The sequence below is a fragment of the Sorangium sp. So ce295 genome, assembly GCF_051527405.1.
GTDB lineage: Bacteria > Myxococcota_A > Polyangia > Polyangiales > Polyangiaceae > Sorangium > Sorangium cellulosum_B.
Genome location: NZ_CP150324.1, coordinates 13,211,022 through 13,232,592 on the forward strand (window position 1 = coordinate 13,211,022; position 21,571 = coordinate 13,232,592).

Genomic DNA, 21,571 nt, shown 5'->3' on the forward strand with positions numbered 1-21,571 from the left:
GGTCTATTTCAGTGCGCCGAGGCGCTCGAGCCCTTCAATGCGCTGGAGGATGAACCGCTCCGCCGGCGTACGCTCACCTGCGCGCTCGCGGAGCCGCTTCGCATAGCCACGGAGAATGGACATGTCGACGGCCTTCACCTTGCGCAGGACACTATACAGCTCATCGACGAGGTAGGCGGGGAGGAGGAGCTCGAGCCGGGTATTCAGCTCGAAAATGTAGTTGATCCACGAGCCCCGACCCGTCGCCGAGGCGAGGCGGGCCGCATACATGCTTGCCTTCTCGACCAGCTCGGGCTGCACGGCGCCGACGCCCCCGTCCCGCGCCTTCGTGAGGATGTCGGTGAGCGAGCGCTGGAGGATGCGCTCGGCCTCGTCGACGCGCCCCAGGGCGAGCGCCTTGTCGGCGACGCTGCCGATGAGGCTGAGCGCGTGCACGCGCTTGTCCGGGTGCTGAGGGACGAGCCCGGGGAGCGACCTCCGGGAGGCGATGGCCGTCGCGCCGTCGTCCTCGCCTGCGGGCATCTCGCTCATGTCGACCGTGCGCGCGTTCTGCTGCCTCGTCCAGAGCGGCGCGCTCCGCGGCGAGTGCGCCGAGCTCGGCTCGATGGCGCCGAGCAGGAACATCTCCTGCCCCCCGATCGCGATCTTGTCGCCGTCCGTCAGGATCTGGCGCCCCGCGATCCGAGCACCGTTGATGAGCACGCCGTTGCGGCTGCCGAGATCCTCGATCGCGACGCCGCCTTCACCGACGGTCAGCAGCGCGTGCCTGCGCGACACCAGCGGGTCGTCCAGCGACAGCTGGCAGTCCGCGCTCCGTCCGATGAAGAACTCGCCGAGCGGCACCTCGAGATCGTGGGCGAGGTAGCGCAATCGGATGCCCATGATCGAGCCATACCAACAGCCCAACAGGCCGTCAAAAGACAGCTTTCGGGCCGTGTAGCATTGGTTTGCAAGCCCACAAGAACGGCCGTGCAATGCGGACGGGACGTCCGTTGCCGTCTTACAGTATCACACCAGTCCTCGTTGTCGTCGGCGTCGTCGTCGCGTGCCGTCACGCGCCGTTGCTACCGGTCTGGGCGAGGCGCTCAGGGGAGGCGAGAGAGGACCCGGAGCAGCCTAAGGAGGAGCCTTGGGTGCGCGACGAGCCCGTAGATCTTGAGCTCCCCGCGAGCCACGAGGCGCGCGAGGTCGCGCAGGGGGCCGCTCTGTCGGCGGTGCAGCACCCCCAGCTTCGGGAGGCGCAGCCAGCGGTGGAACGCGACGTCGGGGAGCCGGCGGAGCGCCGACTCGTCGCCGCAGAACGTGACGGACGGGATGCCGATGGCGCCATCGTGGATGGTGAGCCGCCCGTGGTCGAAGCGCATCGTCATGGACGTATCGGCGTCCTGCGCGACGACGAGCACCGACCCGCGCAGCGCCCGGAAATCGGAGGCGCGCTTCGGGTCGCGCGCGAGGTGCTCGCGGATGAGATGACCGAGGTAGGCCGCGAGCGGGTTCTCTTCAGCGCCTGGGGCGAGATCGACGATGGGTTCCATGGTGCCGCCTCACCCGGCCGCGCGCGCTCCGTCCACCCCGATGTCGCGGCGGAGCACCTTGCCGTCGAAGTCGATGGCCCCCGCGGCGCGGAAGGCGCGCTCCCGCGCCTCGGCGAGCGAGTCGCCCGCGGCGGTGACGGCGAGCACGCGGCCCGCCGCGGTCACGACCGCGCCGTCCCGCTCGGCCGTGCCCGCGTGGTTCACGAAGGCGCCCTCCACCGCGGCCGCGGCGTCGAGGCCGCGGATGACGTCGCCGGTCACCGGCGCCGTGGGGTAGCCGCGCGCCGCGAGCACGACGGTGAGCGCGTGGCGGCCGGGGGCGACGCGCGCCGCCCCGGGAGCGAGCGCGCCCGCCGCGGCGGACGCGCAGAGCTCGGCGACGTCGCCCTCGAGCAGCTCCATCAGCGCCTCGCACTCGGGATCGCCGAAGCGGACGTTGTGCTCGAGCAGCATGGGGTCCCCGGCGGGCGTGATCATCAGGCCCGCGAACAGCACCCCGCGGAAGGGCCTCCCTTCCGCCCGCATGCCGTCGATCGTCGGCCGGAGGATCTCGCGCTCGACGCGCGCGGTCAGGGCCGGGGTGACGCGGGCGCTCGGCGCGAACGCGCCCATGCCGCCCGTGTTCGGCCCGGTGTCGCCCTCGCCGACGCGCTTGTGATCGCGCGCCGCCGGCAGGACGAAGATCGCCTCGCCGTCGCTGATGGCGTGCACGCTGGCCTCCTCGCCCTGGATCGCGTCCTCGAGGATCACGGTCGCGCCGGCGTCGCCGAAGCGGCGATCCACGAGCATGTCCTTCGCGGCCGCGAGCGCCTCGTCGACGGTCGTCGCGACGACGACGCCCTTGCCGGCGCAGAGCCCGTCGGCCTTCACGACGATGGGCGCGCCGCGCTCGCGGATGACGCGGGCCGCCTCGTCGAAGGAGCGCACGATCCGGAACGGCGCGGTCGGGATCCCGTGGCGGGCGGCGAACTCCTTGAGGAACGCCTTCGACCCCTCGAGGCGCGCCGCCTCGCGGCTCGGCCCGAAGACGGCGATGCCCTCGGCGGCGAGCGCGTCGGCGACGCCGGCGCAGAGCGGCGCCTCGGGGCCGACGACGACCAGGTCGGCGCGCTCGCGGACGGCGAGCCGGGTCGCCTCGGCGGGCGACAGGGACGGGAGGTCGACCCGGCGGATCGGGGCGCGGCCGGCGCCCGCTTGCGCGTGGGTCCCGGCGTTCCCGGGCGCCACGATCACCTCGGCGACCGAGGGCGATCGGGCGAACGCACGCGCGAGGGCGTGCTCGCGCCCCCCGGAGCCGAGCACGAGGATGCGGCGATCTGACCTTCGGGGGGCGGCGGAGCTCACCCCCGCGCGCTACCACGCGCCGGGCCTCGCTGTCGAGGCGCCTCGCGCGGTCCCGCGCCCGCGGGGGGCTCCGCGGCGCTCGGCGTCGTGATAGAAGCGCCCGCGGGGCGCGCGGCGCGGCTCAGCCGGGGCCGCGGGCGCGCAACGCCGGGCCCTTCGCGAGGGGGACCGGAGGGCGGATCCCTGAACATTCTGGAGGGATCGGCGAGCGCGGGTCGCTCGACGTCGAGGGGACGTCGAGGGGGCGGCGGGCGCGGATCCCCCGTCGTGGAGGTGAGCGATGACGCATCGGGCTTCGTGGGATGAATATTTCATGCGCATCGCCGAGGTCGTCGCGTCGCGGGCGACCTGCGATCGGAAGCACGTCGGCGCGGTGATCGTGCGCGACAAGAGCATCCTCGCGACCGGGTACAACGGATCGATCCGGGGGCTGCCTCACTGCGATGAGGAGGGGCACCTGATCGAGGACGGCCACTGCGTGCGCACGATCCACGCGGAGGCCAACGCCGTCATCCAGGCCGCGCGGAACGGGGTGCGGATCGACGGCGCGACGGTCTACGTCACGGCCTCGCCTTGCTGGGGGTGCTTCAAGATGATCGCGAACGCGGGGCTCTCGCGCGTCGTCTTCGGCGAGTTCTACCGCGACGAGCGCATCTTCCGGTTCGCCACGGAGCTCGGGATCGAGCTCGCCCCGCTGGAGCGGCGCGAGACGCCCGCCTGAGGTGTTGCGCGGGCGGCCGCTCGGTTGAGCGAGCCCTCGCGCAATCGACGCCGGATCGACGCCAGGTTGCGCGGCGATCTGCGCAACGCTCAGGCCTTGCGCGGCCGCGGCAGCCCGTACACGCGGATCCGCTCGACCAGCGTGCGCCGGGAGATCCCGAGCAGCGCCGCGGCGCGCGTCTGGTTCCCCATGCACTGCTCGAGCGCCTGGACGATGCGCTCGCGCTCGTGGGCCTCCATGGCGTCGCGCAGCCGGGTGGGGCCCGGGTCCACGCCGTCCGGCGCGCTCTTCGCGCCGTCGGGCACGCTCCTCGCAATCGTAGACCCTGGTGCTGACGCTGACGCCGCCGCACTCGCGTTCGGGGGCGCCTGCGGCGGGCGCGCCGGAAGGGGCATGGCATGCGATGGACGGGTGGGATCGGCCAGAGCGGAGAGGAGCAGGTGCTCCGGCCCGATGGGCGCCCCGTTGGCGAGGATCACCGCGCGCTCGATCACGTTGCGCAGCTCCCGGATATTGCCTGGCCAGCTGTGGCGCTGGAGCTCGGCCAGGGCCGCGGGCGAGATCGGAACGGACGCGGCGCTCGCCTCGCCGGGGAAGAGCTCCTTCGCCGTGCGCTCCGCGAAGAGCTGCGCCAGCGCCGCGACCTCCCCGGGCCGCTCGCGCAGCGGCGGGATGGAGAGGGTCACGCCGTTCAGCCGGAAATACAGGTCCTGCCGGAACGCGCCGCGGCTCACCTCGGCCTCGAGGTCGCGGTGCGTGGCCGAGACGAAGCGGACGTCGATCTTGATGGGGGTCAGCCCGCCGACCCGCATCACCTTCCGCTCCTCGATGACCCGGAGCAGCTTGGCCTGGATCGAGGGCGGCAGCTCGCCGATCTCGTCGAGGAACACGGTGCCCCCTTCGGCCGTCTCGAGCAGCCCCGGCTTCGCCCGGACGGCGCCGGTGAAGGCGCCGCGCTCGTGGCCGAACAGCTCGCTCTCGAGCAGCGACTCGGACAGCGCGACGCAGCTCAGGCGCAGGAGCGGGCGGCTCGCGCGCGGCGAGGCCCTGTGGATCGACTCGGCCAGCACCTCCTTGCCGGCGCCCGTCTCGCCGAGGAGGAGGATGTTGATCGGGCCGTTCGCGACGCGCTGGGCGAGCTCGTAGACCGCGCGCATCGCGTCGTCCTTGACGATGACGTCCTTGCCCGCGTCCCGCTCGCCGCCCTTCTGGCGGAGGACGACGCGCGCGGCGCCGAGGTAGATGACGTCGCCGGGCGAGAGCTCGACCGCGGCGCCCCGCGCGGGCGTGCCCTTGCCCACATCGATCAGGCGCTCGGTCGCCGCGCTGCAGTGCCGGGCGCGCACGCGGGTCCCGTTGCTGCTGCCGAGGTCCTCGATCCGGAGCGGCGGGCCGAGGTGCAGCACCGCGTGCCGGCGCGACACCGAGGCGTCGGGGACGCAGATGCCGGCGTCCTCGTCCCTGCCCAGGACGACGCTGCCCGAGCCCGGCAGCTGTCGGGTGCTCATCGAGCTCTGGGTGATGATCAGGAGCTCGAGCGAGCCACCATCGCGGGAAAGAATCTCCGGCTCAGCCACATCGCACCCCAGAGTCGCGCCGGACGACGAGCGACGTTCTGCCGCTGCGCGCGTGCGATCCGTTCCGGGGACCGTTGCGGCAGCGTTCGCGGGACGGTCGCCAGGACCGAGGGCACGCCCAGCAGCCGGCTGCGTAGCACGGACGCGCGCGCAGGGCGACTGCCGTCGCGCTCGCCTCGCGCCCGCGGGGATCGAGGGGCGTGGTGGTCGAGGTGGTCCAGCGCGCGCGGGGCGGCGATCGTCATCGCGGCGCGGCGGCGCGCTCCCGGCGCCGCGGCGCGGGCAGTAGAGTTTCCGCGGATGATCGCGCGGGACCCGTTCGGCTGGGTGGGCAGCACCATCGGCGGCAAGCTGCTGGTGGACGCCGTGGCCGGCGAGGGGACGTTCGGCGTGGTCTACCGGGCGACCCACCTGGGGTTCCAGGAGCAGGTGGCGGTCAAGTGCCTGAAGATCCCCGCAGATCTCCTGCCGGAAGAGCGGCAGTCGCTGCTCGACACGTTCGAGCGCGAGGCCCGGCTGCTGCACCGGCTCTCGCGCCGGACGACGGGCATCGTCCAGGCGCTCGACGTCTCTGCCGCGACCTCGCCGGAGGGCTCCTGGACGCCGTACATCGTCATGGAGTGGCTCGAGGGAGAGACGCTCGCGCAGCACATCGAGGCGCGGCGCGCCTCGGGGCGCGCGCCGTACTCCGTCGACGAGGCGATCGAGCTCCTGGCGCCGGCGGTCGGGGCGCTCGCGATGGCGCACGACGAGCGGGTCTCTCACCGCGACGTGAAGCCGGCGAACCTGTTCCTCGTCGAGATTCCCGGCGCGACGACGATCAAGGTCGTCGACTTCGGCATCGCCGAGGTGATCGACGCGTCGGTGCCGATGTCGAAGGCGCTCGCGGAGACGAGGCGAGCCGTGGCCGCGGCGCGGGGCGTGAGCCCCAGCGACACGACGCAGGTGCTCGCGACGTCGCCGACGTTGCACGTGTTCACGCCGCTCTACGGCGCTCCGGAGCAGTTCGAGCCGAAGCTCGGCGCGACGGGGCCTTGGACCGACGTGTTCGCGCTCGGGCTCGTGCTGCTGCAGCTCGCCTCGGGGAAGCAGCCGATCGACGGGCGCGACTGGGCCGAGCTCTACCTCGCCGCCGTGGACCCGCGCAGGCGGCCGTCGTTCGCGGGGCTCGGCGTCGAGGCGAGCCCCGCGATCGAGGCGGTCGTCGCGCGGGCCGTCGCGGTCGAGCCCGCAGCGCGCTTCCGGGACGCGCGCGAGCTCGGAGAAGCGCTCGCGTCCGCGCGCGCCGGCTCCGCGCTCCGGCCGCCGGCTGCCCCGCTCTCCGCGATCTCGCCGAGGGCCGACCAGGCGTCTCCGCGGGGGCCGAGCGCGGCGCTCCCGGCCGCCCCGGCGCCCGTGGACGCCACGAAGGTCGCGGCGCCCGCGGGCGGGGCGAAGGTCGCGGCGCCCGCGGGTGAGTACCGTGTCTGCACCGTGCTCTCCGCGGAGATCGTCGCCGGCGACGACGGGCAGGAGCCTCTGGATCCCGAGCAGGAGCTGGAGCTCCGCGAGGCGTGCCGCGAGCTCGTCCGCGAGCGCGTCGAGGCGCTCGGGGGCGTCGTGCAGGGCAGGAGCGAGGGCGTCGTCACCGCGCTGTTCGGCGCGCCGCGCGCGAGCGACAACGACGCCGAGCGCGCCGTCCGCGCCGGGCTGGAGCTCGCGTCGCTCGACGCCGGGTCGCTCCCTGTCCAGCTGCCGCCGCGCTCCCGGCCGAGGTTGCGCGTGGGCATCAGCACGGGGAGGCTGTTCGTCAGCGGCGCGACCGGGCGGGGCGCCCCGGTCGACGCCTCCGGCGAGGCCTTGAAGGCGGCCGCGCAGCTCCAGCAGGCCGCCGTGCCCGGCGCGGTGCTGATCGCGCAGCCCACGTTCCGGCAGGTGGCCGGGCTCTTCCAGGTCGAGCCGCAAGGCGACGGCGCGCCGGGCTTCCGTGTGCTGAAGCTCGCGAGCGGATCGGGCGCGGGATCCGATTTCCTCGGCCTCGACACCCGCTTCGTCGGGCGGGCGGCGGAGGTGCAGCGGCTCTCGGAGGCGCTGGAGACGGTCATCGCGGAGCGGCGCGCGACGTTCGTCTCGGTGATCGGCGCGGGCGGCATCGGCCGCAGCCGCCTCCTCGCCGAGGTCCGGACGAGGGCGCTGTCGCAGGCGGAGCCGTGCATCGTGCTCGGCGCGGCGTGCTCGTCGCTGTCGATGGATGCGAGCTATCACCTCGCCGCGTCGCTCGTCCGCGCTCATTTCCGCGTCCAGGACGGCGACGCGCGCGACGTCGTGCTGCGCAAGCTCGCGAGCGGCGTCCTCGGCGTCGATGCCGGAAGCGAGGCCGGCGGCGCGCCGCACCCGCTCGCCCTGGAGGACGCGCTGGCGGAGGTCGCGGCCGTGCTCTGCCCGTGCCCGGCGGCGCAAGCCGCGCCCGCGACGGCGATCGTCCCCGACGAGGGCGGCGCCGAGGTGGCGAAGCGGGTGGCCGCGGCCGTCGCGATGCTGCTGCGAGCGATGGCCGCGCGCGGAGCCGTCGTCGTCCTGCTCGACGACATCCACTGGGCTGACGACGCCAGCCTCGACCTCTTCGACGATCTCGCCGTGCGCCTGTCGGACGCGCCCCTGCTGCTCGTCGGCGCGGCCCGGCCCGAGCTCTACGAGCGGCGGCCGCACTGGGGCGAAGGAAAGGCGAGCCACGCGCGCCTCGATCTCGGCCCGCTGCCTCGGCGGCACATCGAGGACATGGCGCGTGAGCGCCTCCGGCTCGTCGCGCGCTGCTCCGCCGAGGCCATCCGCGCCCTGGCGGAGCGCGCCGAGGGCAACCCGCTCACGCTGACCGAGACGCTGTACCTGCTCATCGACGCCGGCGCGCTCGAGCGGCGCCTCGGCGAGCCCTGGATCCTGCACGAGGAGCAGCTCGCCCGGCTCTCGTTGCCGGCGACGATCCAGGGCATCGTCCAGGCGCGGCTCGATCGGCTCGACGGCGAGGCGCGCGCGGTCCTGGCGCAGGCGGCGGTGGTCGGCAGGACGTTCTGGAAGGGCGCGATCGACCACCTCCGCGGCGCCGCGCCGCTCGACGGCGGCGGATCGAGCACCGCGGACGTGCTGCGGCGGCTCCGGGATCAGCAGATCATCCAGGCGCGTGACGCGTCGACCTTCCCCGAGGACTGCGAGTACGTCTTCGCCGAGGCGGCGACCCAGGAGATCGCCTACGAGACGCTCAGCCTCAAGGTGCGCCGGGCCATGCACCGCGCGGTCGCCGCCTGGGTCGACGGCGTCTCGGCGGGGCGCTCGCCTGCGCGCGCGCCGCGGGCGCTCGGGGAGGCGCTCGCGGCGCTCCACCATGATCGCGGCGGCGACGCGCGGAGCGCGGCGCTCGCCTACGCGCGAGCGGCGGCGAGCGCGTCGTCGCTCGGGCAGAACGCCGAGGCGCTGCGGCACTTCGAGCGGGCTCGGGAGATCCACGCGAGCGCGGCGGACGGCGCCCCGGCGAGGGGCTCCGCGGCGCGCGCCCCGTCGGCCGCCGCGCCGGGGGGCGACGAGCGCCGGCTGTTCACCTGGGACGAGCGCGCGGCGCTGCTGCTCGACGTCGGCGACGCCCTCCGCAGGGCGGGCCGACTCGACGAGGCGGAGCGCGCGTACCTCGAGGCGCGGACGCGGATCCTGCGCGTCGAGCGGCGCGCCTCCGCGCTCCCCATGCAAGGCCCGGAGGCCGCGCAAGGCCCGGAGGCGGCGCTGCTCTGGGATGCGCGCGTGGATTTCCGCCTCGCCCTCGTGCTGAAGGTGCGCGGCGCGACGGCCGACGCGCGCGCGCTGGTCGAGCGCGCGATCTCGCTCGCGGAGCGCGGCGGCGCCGCCCCGGAGACGCTCCCCATGTACGGGCTGCTCGCGGCGCTCCACCGGCGCGCCGGCGATCTCGACGCGTGCCGCGCGGTCGCGCTCCGGAGCCTGCGCATCTGCCGGACGCTGCATCGAGGCGACGACCGTCGCCGCGCGGCGGCGTCGCAGCTGCTCCTCGCGCTCGGGACGGTGTTCTACTCGCGCGGTCGGCTGGCGCAGGCGGAGCGCTGCTACCGCCAGGCCGCGCGGGCCGTCGACGAGCGCGCGTACCCAGAGGCGCTGGGCTTCGCGCTGAACGGCGTCGCGGCCGTGCTGTTCGCGAAGGGCGATCTCGGCGGCGCGCGGGAGGTGTTCGCCCGAGCGCTCGCGCTGAAGGAGCGGCTCGGCGATCTCCAGGCGATCGCGTCGGGGCACAACAACCTCGCGGAGGTCGAGCTCCGCCTCGCGCGCCCTCACGCCGCGCTGGAGCACGCGCGGCGCGCCGTGAGGCTCGGCGAGCAGGCCGGCGCCGGCGCCGATCTCCCGGACGCGTACCGCAACCTCGCCGCCGCGCTGCTCGCGGCCGGCCACGTCGGAGAGGCGCTCGACTCCGGCTGCGCGGCGCTGCGGCTCGCCGAGGTGGGCGGCGGGCGCGTGTACCTCGCGGACGTCGCGCTCGGCCTCGCGCGGATCTGCCGCGCGGCCCTCCGCGACGCCTCGACGCGCCCTCGCGCCGAGGCGGCCGTGGCGCAGCTCTCCGCCTCGCTGGAGGCGCATTTCCGGGACGGCGAGCTCGCGGCGCGGGCGGCCGAGTGCCGCGCGCTGCTCTCGGATCCCTGAGGCGCCGACCCCTTCTCGTCAGGTAGCGCGACGTGCCGCGCGGGAGACGTTCGTCATGATCAAGGCTTGGAATCAGGCAGCTATCGTTCTGACCGCCGCGGCCGCGCTCGGCTCGGCGGCGCTCGGGTGCGCGTCGGATCCCGCGCCGCCGGGCGGGTGCCCTGGCGCGCGCGCCGCATCTGGCGCGTGCATCGGTGTCCCCGCGGGAGCGCTCTGCGACGGGGACTTCTGCGCCGCGTCGGTCGATTGCGCCGAGGTGATCGAGGTCTCGAGCGCCGCCGCGCTCTCGCAGGCCACCGACGCCGCTCGACCTGGGGCGTGCATCGCGCTCGGCCCTGGCGCCTACGGCCCGATCGATCTGCCCCCTGGCGTGAGCCTGCTCGGCCGCGGCGCTGGCTCGGTGAGCGTCGCGGCGGTCTCGCTCGCGGCCGGTGACGGCGCCGTCCTCCGGGCGTTGACCGTGGGCGAGGGCGGCGTGCGGATCGCGGCCGGCGCCCGGGCGCGGATCGAGGCGGTGCGCGTCGTCGGCAGCGCGTCCGACGGCGTGACGCTCGGCCTCGGCGCGTCGCTCGACCTCGTCGCGTCGGCGATCGAGGGCTCCGGGCGGTACGGCCTGAGCGCGTTCGACGCCGGCCGCGTCTCCGTCGTGCGGTCCGTCGTCTCGGGCTCGCAGGGGCCGGGGCTGTGGGCGCAGTGCACCGGCGGCTGTGACTGCGAGGCGCCGGTGGAGCTCCACGTCGAGGACGCGCTCGTCCGCGACAGCAAGGTGGTCGGCGTGTCGCTCGTCGGGGCGCGCGCCTCGATGTCTTTCGTCGAGGTCAGCGGCAATGGCCTGATCGGGTTCGATCCGAGCGGCGGCATCTCCGTGTCCGGCTGCTCGACCCTCGACGCGGCGGCCCTCAAAGTCGCCGACAACACCGGGTTCGGTCTCCTGATCGATCGAGCGAACGCCGCCCTCGGCGAGAGCGGCGAGGGCTTCGAGGTGAGCGGCAACCAGCCCGGGATCTGGATCCAGCACACGACGCCGGAGCAGACCGTCCAGCTCACGGGAGGCCTCCTCGAGAAGAACCGGGCCATCGGCCTGGGGATGAGCGGCGACGCGCGCGGCATCATCATCGACGGCATGCGCATCGCCGGGACCTTCGCCGACTCGGCGGTGGTGAGCGCGGATGGCGGGCTCGCCCAGGAAGTCGTCGGCGACGGCGTCAGCTGGCAGGAGCGCGCGCAGGCCGCGATCTTCGGGCTCGTCCTGAGCGGCAACGGGCTCGAGTCCCTCAACCCCTCCATCAGCCCGTCACGCCGCGCGAGCGTGCTCATCGATGGCGGCGTCGGTCTGGACAGCCGCCTCTCCGCCGTGACGCTGGAGGGCGGCGACGAAGCGGCGGGCATCGTGCAGCAGCGTCTGCCCGCTGACGGCGTAAGCCCGCTGCGCGACGCGGATGTTCCGCGCATCGTGACGAGCCCGGAGGCGCTGTTCTCCGTGCCCGTCGCGCCCATCGCGCCGGCGGCGCTCGACGCCCCGTGAGGCCTGCATCGGCGCGGCGACGGCCCGGCTCCGGACCGCGTCCCGAGGTGAGCGCGGGAGCGCGTTGGGCCCACAACTGGACCGACAAAAAGTAAGTGGGCCCGCCACACTCGCTTTCCGCTACCGTTGCTCCCTTCCGGGCCTGGCGGGGTTCACGGCGCGCTGTCGGCGGACCCATGAGGTCCAGGCGCTGTTGCCTGACGCAGGGACTTCGTAGTCGAACCTCGTCCCTCTGTCGAGCCCCATGGCGCGCGCGGCGGCGATTCGTGGGCCAGGGCGCCTCGGCTCCTTCGCGAACGCAGCGCCGCCCACGTCGCCCACGTCGCCTACGTTTGGTTCCCTCCTCGGAGCCATCGGGGGTGAGCGCGGTGCGAGTGAGGTGTGAGCGTGAGCTGCGATCGGAGTGTGCAAAGGGTGGCGGTGTGAGCGCGGAGCGATCGACCTGGAGCGGCATCGGCCAGGACTTGCCTCGTTCAGGAAGCCCCGTACGCTTGGAGGTGTCGTGAATCCGTTCGATTCCGAGGACGAGGGACGGGGCAGCCGGCTGATTCCGGTGCTTCTCTTCATCGGCTCCGCAGCGCTGGCAGCGGCCGCGCTCCGGTTCGCCTGGCAGCAGCCGGTGATCATGGCGGCGGTGCTCAGCGTGGTTCTCGTGTTCGCCGCGGCCCGCTGGCTCGCGCGCCGCAAGCTGCGCCGGCTGCTGCGCTCGGGCGATGTGGGCTCGGTGCTGCGGCGCTGGTCGTCGTCGCTCCACCGCGTCCCGCACCCCGCCACGATGGCGCCGCTCATGACGGCGACGGCGTTCGCGGCCTATGGTTGGGTCGAGAAGGCGCGCGCGGCCATGGCCGCCGCCGAGCGGGGGCCCGCGTGGGAAGCGGCCCTCGAGCACCGCCTCTTCCTCGACACGCTCCTCTGCACCTTCGAGGGCGATCGCGACACGGCGCTCGCGCAGGCAGGTCGCCTGGAGCGCCTCCCTCTCCCGGACATCAGCTCGCCCTTTCGCAGCCGGGTGGTCACCCTGCGATCGGCGGCCGGCGCGCTCGCCCGCGCCTTCGCTCACACGAGCGTGCCGGGCGACCGCGCGCTGCTGGAGCGCGCGAGCGAGGCCAGCCCGCTCGTCTTCTGGGCCATGCGCTACGCCGCGGCCGTCGTCGCCATCGACGAGGGCGAGCTCACCCGCGTCGAGGAGCTCCTCGCCGACGCGCCCTCATGGCCCCAGGAGTCGACGTTCCGCGCATTCCACGACGAGATCGCCGATCGCGCCGGCCTTCCCCGCACGGTGAGCGCGTAGCGGGCCGATCATCGCGCGCGCCGCTGCGCGCGGCGCCGACCCGGAACGCCCGTCCTCCCAGAGGGCGCGCCGTCGTCGCGTTCGCGCCGGCTCAGCCCTGGAACAGCGTGCGGATGTAGCAATAGGCGCGCGCCCCGGGGGCTGCGCCGGCGGGGTCTTCCGGCGCGTCCGGCACGAACGCGCCGAGCGCGCCGAGCGCGCCGCCGAGGGTGAACGTGCGCAGCATGATCCTCGCCTGCGTGCCCGCGAAGCACGGCTTGCGGTAGGCGATCTCCACCCTCCGGGCGAGCACCGCCGTGCTGTGGCCCTGCGCCGCGAGGCGTCGCAGCGCGGCCTCCGCGAAGAGCCGCGGGTACACGAGCGAGTTCACGTGCTGGTTCCCGTCCGTGTGATCCAGGCCGAACACCACCGGGATCGGATCCAGGGTCGGCTTCGCGTCGAGCGGCTCCGCGCCCTCGGGCAGGCCCATCAACGCCTCCGGCGGGCGAAAGTCGTAGCGCTCGGGCGGCACCGCCGGCAGATCCGGGGACTCGAAGCGCAGCACCTTGCGCGCCTCGGGCGCCGCGAAGGGCCGCGTGAAGACGTGCTCCGCGAACACGCGACCGACCTGGATCGGCTCGCCCGCGCCGGGCGGCGGCGGGCCGTAGGTCCGGCTGCGGCGCCCGCTGGCCGAGAGCCACATGGCCAGGATCAGCCGGTTCACCTGGGAGGTGGCGTCCTCCGTGTGCGCCAGCTGGTAGCGGCCCTGCAGCTCCAGCGGCTCCCGCGTCGCGATCGGCCCCTCTCCGCCCTCGATGATGAGGCGGGTGAGGATCGGGACGATCCCTTGCGTGAGCATGAGCGCCTCGATGGGGCTCGCCCGCAGGAGCTTCATCCAGACCGCGGGCCCGAGGCCGTGCGGCAGCGCGTCCAGCATCACCCGTCCGTTCTGGCTGACGTCTTCGAAGCGAAGATGCATGACGGCGGTCGCCTGCTGCTGCTCGGGGACGCAAGGCTCGTCAGGGAAGTAGTGCATGCCCCGTCTCCATAGCTGACGCCGCCGCGCGCCGCATGGATCAGCGCCTGATCGCCGCCATGGCCGGCCAGGCCGACGGCGCGGGTCCATGGTACGATCGCCGCGTGACGCTCCTGAAAATCGCCCACATCGGCAACCCTGTCCTCAGGCAGCGAGCGCGTGAGGTCACGCCAGAAGAGCTCTCCTCCCCTGCGATGCAGGCGTTCATCGACGATCTGGTGGAGACGATGCGCGACGCGAACGGCGCGGGGATCGCCGCCACCCAGGTCCATGTGCCGGTCCGCATCTTCGCGGTCGAGGTGCAGAACAACCCCCGCTATCCGTACAAGCCGAACATCCCGCTCACCGTCGTGGTCAATCCGGTGATCGAGCCGCTCACGCAGGAGACGTTCGAGAACTACGAAGGGTGCCTGAGCGTCCCGAACCTGAGGGGTGTCGTCGACCGCACCACCGAGATCCGGCTCACCGGCCTGGATCGCGACGGGAGGCCGATCGACCGCGTCGTGCGCGGGCTATCGGCGGGCACCTTCCAGCACGAGAAGGATCACGTCGACGGCGTGCTCTTCGTCGATCGCGTGAAGGATCCGCGGACGCTCTGCACCTGGGCGGAGTTCGACCGCTATCACAAGCAGCCCTTCGTCGAGCGCATCGTCCCGTTCATCCAGCGGATGGGCGGCTGAGGTGCCTCGTCGCGCGGGTCCTGCTCGTGCGTGTGATCGCTCTGCGGACCAGGGCGCTCGGCACGAGATCGAGCGCTCACGCGGACATGCGCCTCCGCTAGCGCAGGCCGCACGTCCCTCGCCCGCGCTGGCGGGGAGGGACGTGCGGTGCCTGCTGGCGGGGAGCGATCAGGCGCCGCCGCCGGTCCGTTCTTCGCGCTCGATCTGCTCCTGGTAGGCGACGCTGTAGCGCGCCCAGGGACGCAGCTTGAGGCGCCGGTAACCGATGGGCTCGCCGGTGCCCTCGCACATCCCGTAGCTCCCTTCCTTCATCTTCGCGAGAGCACGGTCGATCTCGGCGAGCACGCGGACATCGCGCTCCAGGAGCTTCGACGTCAGCGACGTCGCGCCCTCGGCGTTGGCCTCGTCCATCTCGTCGCCCACCTCGCGCGAGATGTCGCGTTCCGCGTGCTGCCGCTCATCGATGTTGGCGACGAGGCTCGCCCGGCGCTCCTCGAGCGCCTTCCTGAGCTCGTCGAGCTGCTCCTGCGTCAGATCCGGCAGATCGGAGTCGTCCGTTTCGGGCGTCGCGCGGCGCACGGGTGGCCTCGGCATGGCGGCTGCCGTCGTGGCAGACGTCTCTGGCTGCGCCGGGCTCATTCCGTCGCGACTCGCACCTTCACGGTTGTTCATTGTTTCCTCTCATCTTTTCGGTGGCAATTCGCGTACCGATCTTGAACATGGGCGGACGAAGCACGCGCGGCGCGGTGACCAGGGAACACGACCGAGCAGGAGCAGCCGCGCCGGCTTACTGGCTGTGGTGATAGCGCATCCACGAGCCTATGGCTTCGTGATGCCGGCCATTCGAAGCCCTGCCGCGACGAGCGCGCCGATGTCCTCGAGCACGGGCTTCGACACATTGATCGAGATCTCGGCTCGCGGCGCGGCGCCGCCCTGCTGCTGGGTCGTGACGAACATCAGCCCTTCCCCTTTGTGGGGGAGCTTTGCCAGCGCTTCGCCGAAGATGCGAGCTTCCTGAGGCAGCGCCACCGGCGCCGCGCCGGGCTGATCCAACGTCGAGAGCACGCTCTGAAACGTGCGGGTGATCGGGGCGAGCGTCGAGAATCCACCCCAGGCGAACTTCCCGGTCTTCAGCTTCTCGAGCCCCGGACGTGACGCGAGCGTCGCTGCGGCGGGCGCGTCCGCTTTCACCATGGCGAGCCGCCTCAGCAGGTCGCCCTTGTCGTTTCCGAAGGCGACCCACGTCGTCTTCTCTTCACCCATGAGGAGCAGGTGGAGCGTCATCGTCAGCTTGGGCCTCTGCTTGCCCTTGGCGGCGGGGGTCGAGCTCGCTTCTCCGTCGAGCGCCGGGAGATCGCGGACGATCTGGATCTCGACGGCGAGCGACGTCTTCCCGAGCTCCTTCGGCGCCTGAACCGTCTTGACCGTCGGCAAATCCTTCGGATCGACGTCGATCTCCGGGAGCCGCTTGCGCAGCCCGGGCGTGTTGTAGGCGGTGACGGCGTTCTTCACGTACCTGATGAGCGCGTCGGGCGCCTCCTCGAACCCGAACAGGTTCCAGCCGACGAAGCTCCCCATCATCTTGTCGAGCGCCTCGTTCGGCGTCGGCTTTCCGGCCTGAGGAGCGGGAGGAGGCGCGTCCGGGTACCCGTGGGCGGACACGCTCGGCCCCTGGTTGATCGGCAGCGAGAGGAGATCGGCGAGCGCCTTGCGATCGGCGGGCTTGCCGATCTTCTCCTTCTCCAGCCACCCTTCGAGCATCTCGCGCAGCGTCTTCAGGATGCCGCCGTAGTGCGCCGGGTCGTAGCCGTGGTCGAAGAACGCGCCGGCGCTGTCCTTCGGCGCGCGCCAGTACAGCGCCGGCGCGGCCGCGGCGCGGTTCGCCCTGTCGGCCATCGTCTTGGCGACCCACGACGACTGGCCCCGGAGCTCCAGGGCAGCCGTGAGGTTCACGCAGGACTGGTTGTCGACCTGGAGATCGACGACCGCCTTGCTCGCGTCGTTGATGAGCGCCTCGAGCTCCTGCTGAACGGAGGTCGCCGCGTCGGTGAGCGCCCGGTCGAACTGGGGCTGCCCGATCGAGAGCTGGCTCTGCGCGAGGATCGGGAGCCCGCCGAGCTGCTGCTTCGCCATGCCGCCGAACTTCGTGCTGAGCGGGACGAAGCGGACCTCGCCGTGGAGGTCGCGCGCCTCGGGCGCGAGCGTCGGCAGCGTGCGCGCGAGGTACGGCCCGAGCGTCGTCACGTCGCGGTCCCGATCGCCGCAGAGGAGCCGCGCGGGCGCCGATCCGGCGGACGCGGCGAGGAAGCAGCTCGACGACGAGGGCTCCTTGCCGCCGATCTTCCACATGCCGGGCTTCACCTCGGTGAGGGCGGCGCCCGCCTCGAGCGCGCCCCTCGCCCGCTCGAGCGACGTGAGCCCGAACGACACGGCCGCCACGGGCTTGCCCCGCTTCGAGCTGTCATCGAGCGCGACGATCAGGTGCACCGGCGCGTCGAGCGCGAGCACCGTGGCGAGCTGGTCCGTGTCGATGGAAGGGCTCACGAGCTCGCCCAGCACAGCCGAGGAGAACGCCTGCGCGCCCGTCTCCGCGAGCGCCGGAGGCAGCCCCGCGCACGTCGCGATGCTCGACAGCGTGGCCGCGGGGTTGCTCCAGCGGAGCACGCCGACGACGTCGGTCGGCTCGGCGACGGGCGATAGATCGAACGCTGGGCTGGCGGCGACCTGGGCAGGCCCGGCCTTGACCTCACCTTGTCCTGCTGTCGGCGCGACAGGCGCGGGCGACGGCCCGCAGGCGAGGGAACCGGCCATCAGGACCAGGGGGGCGATCGGCAGGAGGGTTCGCATGAGCGCCGGTTATACGGCTCCCGGACATCCGAGTCGACGCCCAAGGAGCGCGCCGCGCAGGCGACGGCCGCGTGCGCCGCCTCGCGCGCGGCGGCCGCTCCAAATGCGAACGAGCGCGGACGAATCCGCGCTCGTTGCGTTTAGCGTTTGCCGCTCGGCGAACGCGCGCGGAGGAATCCGCGCTCGTCGCACACCGTCGAGGAGCGGGCTCCTCGCGGCGAATCAGTTCGACTCTTCGAACTCCGCGTCGATGACCGAATCCTTCCCCTTGCCGCCGGCGGGGGGCGGCGGCTGGCCTCCCGGCGCGCCGCCGGGCGCGGCGCCGCCGCCGTCCTGGGGCGGGCCGGCCTTCTCGTACATGACGCTCGCGATGCGGTGCGCTTCCTTCTCGAGCTTCTCCAGCGCCGCGCTCACGGCCGCGTCGTCCTGCTTCTCGATGGCCGACCGCCCCTCGGCGATGACCCCGTTCAGCGCCGAGACGTCGCCCTCCGGCAGCTTGTCCTTGTTCTCGCTGATCGTCTTCTCCAGCGTGTAGCAGAGGTTATCGAGCTTGTTGCGCCGCTCGATCTCCTCGCGCCGGCGCTTGTCCTCGGCCTCGTGCGCCGCCGCCTCGTTGACCATCCGGTTGATCTCGTCCTCCTTCAGGCCGCCCGACGCGGTGATCGTGATGCGCTGATCCTTGCCGGTGGCCGTGTCCTTGGCGTGGACCGAGAGGATGCCGTTCGCGTCGATGTCGAACGTCACCTCGATCTTCGGCACGCCGCGGGGCGCCGGCATGATCCCTTCCAGGTGGAAGCGGCCCAGGGTCCGGTTGTAGCGGGCCTCGGTGCGCTCGCCCTGGAGCACGTGGACCTCGACGCTGGGCTGGCTGTCGGTCGCGGTCGAGAAGATCTCCTTCTTCTGGGTCGGGATCGTGGTGTTCCTCGAGATCATCACGGTCATCACGCCGCCGAGCGTCTCGACGCCGAGCGAGAGCGGCGTGACGTCGAGCAGCACGAGGTCCTTCACGTCGCCCGAGAGCACGCCCGCCTGGACCGCGGCGCCGACGGCCACGACCTCGTCCGGGTTCACGCCCTTGTGGGGCTCCTTGCCGAAGAACTTCTTGACCGTCTCCTGGACGAGCGGGATGCGGGTCGAGCCGCCGACGAGGACGATCTCGTCGATCTGCTGCGGCGACTTCTTCGCGTCGGCGAGCGCCTTGCGGGTCGGCTCGAGCGTGCGGTCGATGAGCGGCCGGATCATCTGCTCGAGCTTCGCGCGGGTGAGCTGCTTCTGGAGGTGCTTCGGCCCCGAGGCGTCCGCGGTCAAGAACGGCAGGTTGATCGTCGTCTCCTGCACGTTCGACAGCTCGATCTTCGCCTGCTCCGCGGCGTCCTTGAGCCGCTGCACGACCATCTTGTCGTTCGAGACGTCGATGCCGGTGTCCTTCTTGAACTCGGCCGCGAGCCAGTCCATCACGAGGTGGTCGACGTCGTCGCCGCCGAGGTGGGTGTCGCCGTTGGTCGAGATGACCTGCACGACGTTGTCGCCGACCTCGAGGATCGAGATGTCGAACGTGCCGCCGCCGAAGTCGTACACGGCGATGACCTGCTCGTTCTTCTTGTCGAGCCCGTACGCGAGCGCGGCGGCCGTGGGCTCGTTGACGATGCGCTTCACGTCGAGCCCGGCGATGCGGCCCGCGTCCTTGGTCGCCTGGCGCTGCGAGTCGTTGAAGTACGCCGGCACCGTGATGACGGCCTCGGTGACCTTCTCGCCGAGGTAGTCCTCCGCGGCCTTCTTCAGCTTCTGGAGGACCTTCGCGGAGACCTCCGGGGGCGACATCTGCTTGCCGCGCACCGCGATCGAGGCGTCGCTGTTCTTGCCCTTGCTGACCGTGTACGGGACGCGCTTCGCCTCCTCCTGCACCTCCTCGTAGCGGCGCCCCATGAAGCGCTTGGCGGAGTAGATGGTGTTGGTGGGGTTCGTGACCGCCTGGCGCTTGGCGATCTGACCGACGAGCACCTCGCCCTTGTCGTCCCAGGCCACGACGGACGGCGTGAGGCGGGAGCCCTCCTCATTCACGATGACCTTGGGCTCCTTGCCCTCCATCACCGCGACGACGCTGTTGGTCGTGCCGAGATCGATGCCGATGATCTTGCCCATGACGTTGAACCCTCCGAGAACTGTTTGCGCGACGGCCTGATGACCACGGGGGGCGAGAAGACCCGACCGGCCAGCAGGGCTCAGCTGACAGCTGCCGCGAGCCACCGCTCCAGAGCCGTCAAAAACCGCTGGGAATCCGGATACTTTCGCCGAGTTTTCGCGAGCTCGCTGGCTCGCGACCGCGAAACTAACCATGTGCGCCCGAGCGTCAACGCCGCCTCTAGCAATTGCCGTGCGCGCGGGCTGGGGCTGCCCGCACCTTGACCGGAGCCCGGTCGCGCCGCACCTAAGGTGTCCGCGCTTCGCACCGCCAGCGTCTCGAGCCGGGGGCCTAGCTCCTGGGGGAAGCGCGGCGGGCTCGGCCGGCAACGCCAGGGCCGCCTCGCTGCGCAGCTTCGCGCAAACCCGCGCGAACTCGCGCAAACAATGCCGAGCGGACCGGACGAGAACCGGACGAGAGATAGAAGAGCGGGCGCGTCTGAGGGGCTTCTTGCGGTCCAAGACGCGCTGAGCTATAGGCGCCCTCCCTCGCAACACCCGAAGGACTCACCATGAAGCCCGGCATCCACCCCGAGTACAAGGCCTCCACGATCACCTGCGCGTGCGGCGCCGTCGTCGAGACCCGCTCCACCCGCGGCAGCTTCACCACCGACGTCTGCTCCGCCTGCCACCCGTTCTACACGGGCAAGCACAAGATCATGGACGTCGCCGGCCGCGTCGACCGCTTCCGCAAGAAGTACGCGACCGCAGGCAAGTAGCCGGGCCGATCGTCCCTCTACCCCCGAACTCCCTTCTTTTACCGGATTCGCCCGTCACGCCGCGCCCGCCCGGGGCGTGGCGAATGGGCTGGTTCGCGCAGAGCTCGCTCGCCCCCTGTGCGGAGCGTGAGCGGCCGAGACGTCGCGCGTCGCGGACGCGGGGGCGGACGCGGATCGAACGACGCCGGCACATTCACCTGTGCGGCGATGGTCGGTCGGGCCGATGCGCTGGCCGTGTTATGCGCTAGATTGGAACGCGTATGAGCGATCAGCCTGCACGTCCGTATATCGGCGGCCAAGCGGTCATCGAAGGGGTCATGATGCGGTCGCCGAGCTCGGTCGCGATCGTCTGCCGGCGCCGCTCGGGAGAGCTGGTCGTCCGCGAGCAGCCGATGACCGCCGTCTCGAAGGGGCCGCGCACGTGGCCGTTCGTGCGGGGGGTCGCGACCCTCGTCGAGTCGCTCCGGCTGGGATCCCAGGCGCTCCGCTGGTCCGCGGACCTCTACGAGCAAGATCTCTCGGCCGAGGAGGCGGGCTCGGCCAAGGGGCCGGAGTCGAAGCGCCCGAGCGCAGGGCAGGCGGGCGGGGTGAACCTCACCTCCCTGGCGCTCAGCATGGCGGCGATCGCGGCGCAGGACGTGGAGCCCGCGCAGGTCACGGGCAGCCCCGCGCCGGGCGGCGGCGCAGAGGGGAAGAAGCGGGGAGGAGGGATGGGCATGATCCCGATCCTCTTCGCGGTCCTGCTCTTCGTGGCGGCGCCCCAGGCCGGCGCCGAGCTGATCAACAAGCTCCTGGGCCTCGGTCTCGAGGTCACGTCGCCGGCCTTCCAGGCGATCACCGGCGTGGCGAAGCTCGCCATCGTCGTCGGCTACCTCCTGCTGATCCGCCAGATCCCCGAGGTTCGACGCGTTTTCCAGTACCACGGCGCCGAGCACAAGGCGATCTCCACCTACGAGGCGCACGAGGTCCTCGAGGTCGAGAACGCGCGCCGGAAGACGGCCATGCACCCCCGCTGCGGGACGACGTTCCTGGTCATGGTGGCGCTCGTTTCGATCGTGGTGTTCTCGGTGGCCGGGGCGTCCCTCGGGGCGCTCCTGCCCAAGCTCCCCGGCGGCCGGCTCGTCGAGAGCGTCACGTTCTTCCTGATGAAGCTGCCGTTCCTCCCGCTGATCGCCGCGGTCACCTTCGAGATCCAGCGGATCTTCGCGCGTTATTGCACCACCGGCCCGCTCCGCGCGCTGCTCTGGCCGGGGTTCCTTGTCCAGAAGATCACGACGGCGGAGCCCGACGACGCGCAGCTGGAGATCGCCCTCGCGTCGCTCCGTGCGACGCTCTGGCGCGAGGCCTCGGTGGCCGCTCCCGCCCAGCCCGATCGGGTGTTCGCCGACTACTCCAAGCTGCTGGCCGACCCCGGCTACGCAGGCGCTCACGGCTAGCGCGCGCCGGCTCCGCCGGGCCCCTC

15 protein-coding genes and 1 other RNA gene are annotated in these 21,571 nt (G+C 72.5%); 7 read left to right on the top strand and 9 right to left on the bottom strand.

Translation table 11 applies throughout. The features are described 5' to 3' along the window. Window positions 1-3 precede the first annotated feature (3 nt). The 3 genes from WMF11_RS49955 to purD form a co-directional block, all read right to left on the bottom strand. The gene (locus WMF11_RS49955) at window positions 4-882 is read right to left on the bottom strand and encodes an FHA domain-containing protein (RefSeq protein ID WP_437547886.1); all 879 of its coding nucleotides are present in this window, start codon (window positions 880-882) and stop codon (window positions 4-6) included. 203 nt (window positions 883-1,085) lie between these two features. Beyond that, window positions 1,086-1,535, bottom strand: a complete 450-nt coding sequence (locus WMF11_RS49960) for a hypothetical protein (RefSeq protein WP_437547888.1) — start codon at window positions 1,533-1,535, stop codon at window positions 1,086-1,088. Window positions 1,536-1,544: 9 nt separating this feature from the next. Then, window positions 1,545-2,879 (bottom strand): phosphoribosylamine--glycine ligase, encoded by a 1,335-nt coding sequence (purD, locus tag WMF11_RS49965; RefSeq protein WP_437975791.1) that lies wholly within the window; start codon window positions 2,877-2,879, stop codon window positions 1,545-1,547. Window positions 2,880-3,159: 280 nt separating this feature from the next. On the opposite strand from purD, the gene WMF11_RS49970 reads away from it, so the two are divergent. Continuing rightward, the gene (locus tag WMF11_RS49970) at window positions 3,160-3,600 is read left to right on the top strand and encodes a deoxycytidylate deaminase (RefSeq protein ID WP_437547892.1); all 441 of its coding nucleotides are present in this window, start codon (window positions 3,160-3,162) and stop codon (window positions 3,598-3,600) included. A gap of 89 nt (window positions 3,601-3,689) precedes the next feature. Here the strand turns inward: WMF11_RS49970 and WMF11_RS49975 are convergent, their stop codons facing one another. Then, window positions 3,690-5,108, bottom strand: a complete 1,419-nt coding sequence (locus WMF11_RS49975) for a sigma 54-interacting transcriptional regulator (protein WP_437975792.1) — start codon at window positions 5,106-5,108, stop codon at window positions 3,690-3,692. A 369-nt stretch (window positions 5,109-5,477) separates the two neighbouring features. Here WMF11_RS49975 and WMF11_RS49980 point away from each other — a divergent pair, with 369 nt between their 5' ends. After that, complete coding sequence (locus WMF11_RS49980; RefSeq protein WP_437975793.1) at window positions 5,478-9,851, top strand: serine/threonine-protein kinase; 4,374 nt, start codon at window positions 5,478-5,480, stop codon at window positions 9,849-9,851. Between the two features lie 55 nt (window positions 9,852-9,906). Continuing rightward, the gene (locus tag WMF11_RS49985; RefSeq protein ID WP_437975794.1) at window positions 9,907-11,376 is read left to right on the top strand and encodes a hypothetical protein; all 1,470 of its coding nucleotides are present in this window, start codon (window positions 9,907-9,909) and stop codon (window positions 11,374-11,376) included. Between the two features lie 90 nt (window positions 11,377-11,466). On the opposite strand, the gene ffs is transcribed toward WMF11_RS49985, so the two are convergent. After that, window positions 11,467-11,556, bottom strand: an RNA gene (ffs, locus tag WMF11_RS49990) — signal recognition particle sRNA small type. Between the two features lie 322 nt (window positions 11,557-11,878). Here ffs and WMF11_RS49995 point away from each other — a divergent pair. Beyond that, window positions 11,879-12,667, top strand: coding sequence for a hypothetical protein (locus WMF11_RS49995; protein WP_437906092.1), 789 nt, complete (start codon window positions 11,879-11,881; stop codon window positions 12,665-12,667). Between the two features lie 91 nt (window positions 12,668-12,758). Here the strand turns inward: WMF11_RS49995 and WMF11_RS50000 are convergent, their stop codons facing one another. Beyond that, window positions 12,759-13,682 carry a hypothetical protein gene (locus WMF11_RS50000; RefSeq protein ID WP_437975795.1) on the bottom strand — a complete coding sequence of 308 codons (924 nt, stop codon included), beginning with the start codon at window positions 13,680-13,682 and terminating at the stop codon, window positions 12,759-12,761. Window positions 13,683-13,717: 35 nt separating this feature from the next. On the opposite strand from WMF11_RS50000, the gene def reads away from it, so the two are divergent. Next, on the top strand, window positions 13,718-14,362 hold the full coding sequence (gene def, locus WMF11_RS50005) for a peptide deformylase (RefSeq protein ID WP_437975796.1): 645 nt from the start codon (window positions 13,718-13,720) through the stop codon (window positions 14,360-14,362). A gap of 168 nt (window positions 14,363-14,530) precedes the next feature. Here def and WMF11_RS50010 read toward each other — a convergent pair whose 3' ends face one another. The 3 genes from WMF11_RS50010 to dnaK form a co-directional block, all read right to left on the bottom strand. Further along, window positions 14,531-14,956, bottom strand: coding sequence for a TraR/DksA family transcriptional regulator (locus tag WMF11_RS50010; protein WP_437906094.1), 426 nt, complete (start codon window positions 14,954-14,956; stop codon window positions 14,531-14,533). 225 nt (window positions 14,957-15,181) lie between these two features. Beyond that, window positions 15,182-17,209, bottom strand: a complete 2,028-nt coding sequence (locus WMF11_RS50015) for a hypothetical protein (RefSeq protein WP_437975797.1) — start codon at window positions 17,207-17,209, stop codon at window positions 15,182-15,184. A gap of 222 nt (window positions 17,210-17,431) precedes the next feature. Continuing rightward, window positions 17,432-19,351, bottom strand: coding sequence for a molecular chaperone DnaK (gene dnaK, locus WMF11_RS50020; protein WP_437296781.1), 1,920 nt, complete (start codon window positions 19,349-19,351; stop codon window positions 17,432-17,434). Between the two features lie 551 nt (window positions 19,352-19,902). On the opposite strand from dnaK, the gene rpmE reads away from it, so the two are divergent. Continuing rightward, entirely contained in the window at window positions 19,903-20,109 is a 207-nt protein-coding gene (gene rpmE / locus WMF11_RS50025) for a 50S ribosomal protein L31 (protein WP_012241637.1), read from the top strand. A gap of 260 nt (window positions 20,110-20,369) precedes the next feature. Then, a complete protein-coding gene (locus WMF11_RS50030) occupies window positions 20,370-21,545 on the top strand; it encodes a DUF1385 domain-containing protein (RefSeq protein ID WP_437975798.1) in 1,176 nt (391 codons plus the stop codon). The last annotated feature ends 26 nt before the right edge of the window (window positions 21,546-21,571 follow it).

Excerpts from the sequence above, each read along its gene's own strand:
- WMF11_RS49955 (WP_437547886.1), bottom strand. The coding sequence starts at position 882 with ATGGGCATCCGATTGCGCTACCTCGCCCACGATCTCGAGGTGCCGCTC.
- WMF11_RS49960 (WP_437547888.1), bottom strand. The coding sequence starts at position 1,535 with ATGGAACCCATCGTCGATCTCGCCCCAGGCGCTGAAGAGAACCCGCTC.
- WMF11_RS49970 (WP_437547892.1), top strand. The coding sequence starts at position 3,160 with ATGACGCATCGGGCTTCGTGGGATGAATATTTCATGCGCATCGCCGAG.
- WMF11_RS49975 (WP_437975792.1), bottom strand. The coding sequence starts at position 5,108 with ATGAGCACCCGACAGCTGCCGGGCTCGGGCAGCGTCGTCCTGGGCAGG.
- WMF11_RS49980 (WP_437975793.1), top strand. The coding sequence starts at position 5,478 with ATGATCGCGCGGGACCCGTTCGGCTGGGTGGGCAGCACCATCGGCGGC.
- WMF11_RS49985 (WP_437975794.1), top strand. The coding sequence starts at position 9,907 with ATGATCAAGGCTTGGAATCAGGCAGCTATCGTTCTGACCGCCGCGGCC.
- WMF11_RS50000 (WP_437975795.1), bottom strand. The coding sequence starts at position 13,682 with ATGCACTACTTCCCTGACGAGCCTTGCGTCCCCGAGCAGCAGCAGGCG.
- def (WP_437975796.1), top strand. The coding sequence starts at position 13,718 with ATGGATCAGCGCCTGATCGCCGCCATGGCCGGCCAGGCCGACGGCGCG.
- WMF11_RS50010 (WP_437906094.1), bottom strand. The coding sequence starts at position 14,956 with ATGCCGAGGCCACCCGTGCGCCGCGCGACGCCCGAAACGGACGACTCC.
- WMF11_RS50015 (WP_437975797.1), bottom strand. The coding sequence starts at position 17,209 with ATGCGAACCCTCCTGCCGATCGCCCCCCTGGTCCTGATGGCCGGTTCC.
- dnaK (WP_437296781.1), bottom strand. The coding sequence starts at position 19,351 with ATGGGCAAGATCATCGGCATCGATCTCGGCACGACCAACAGCGTCGTC.
- rpmE (WP_012241637.1), top strand. The coding sequence starts at position 19,903 with ATGAAGCCCGGCATCCACCCCGAGTACAAGGCCTCCACGATCACCTGC.
- WMF11_RS50030 (WP_437975798.1), top strand. The coding sequence starts at position 20,370 with ATGAGCGATCAGCCTGCACGTCCGTATATCGGCGGCCAAGCGGTCATC.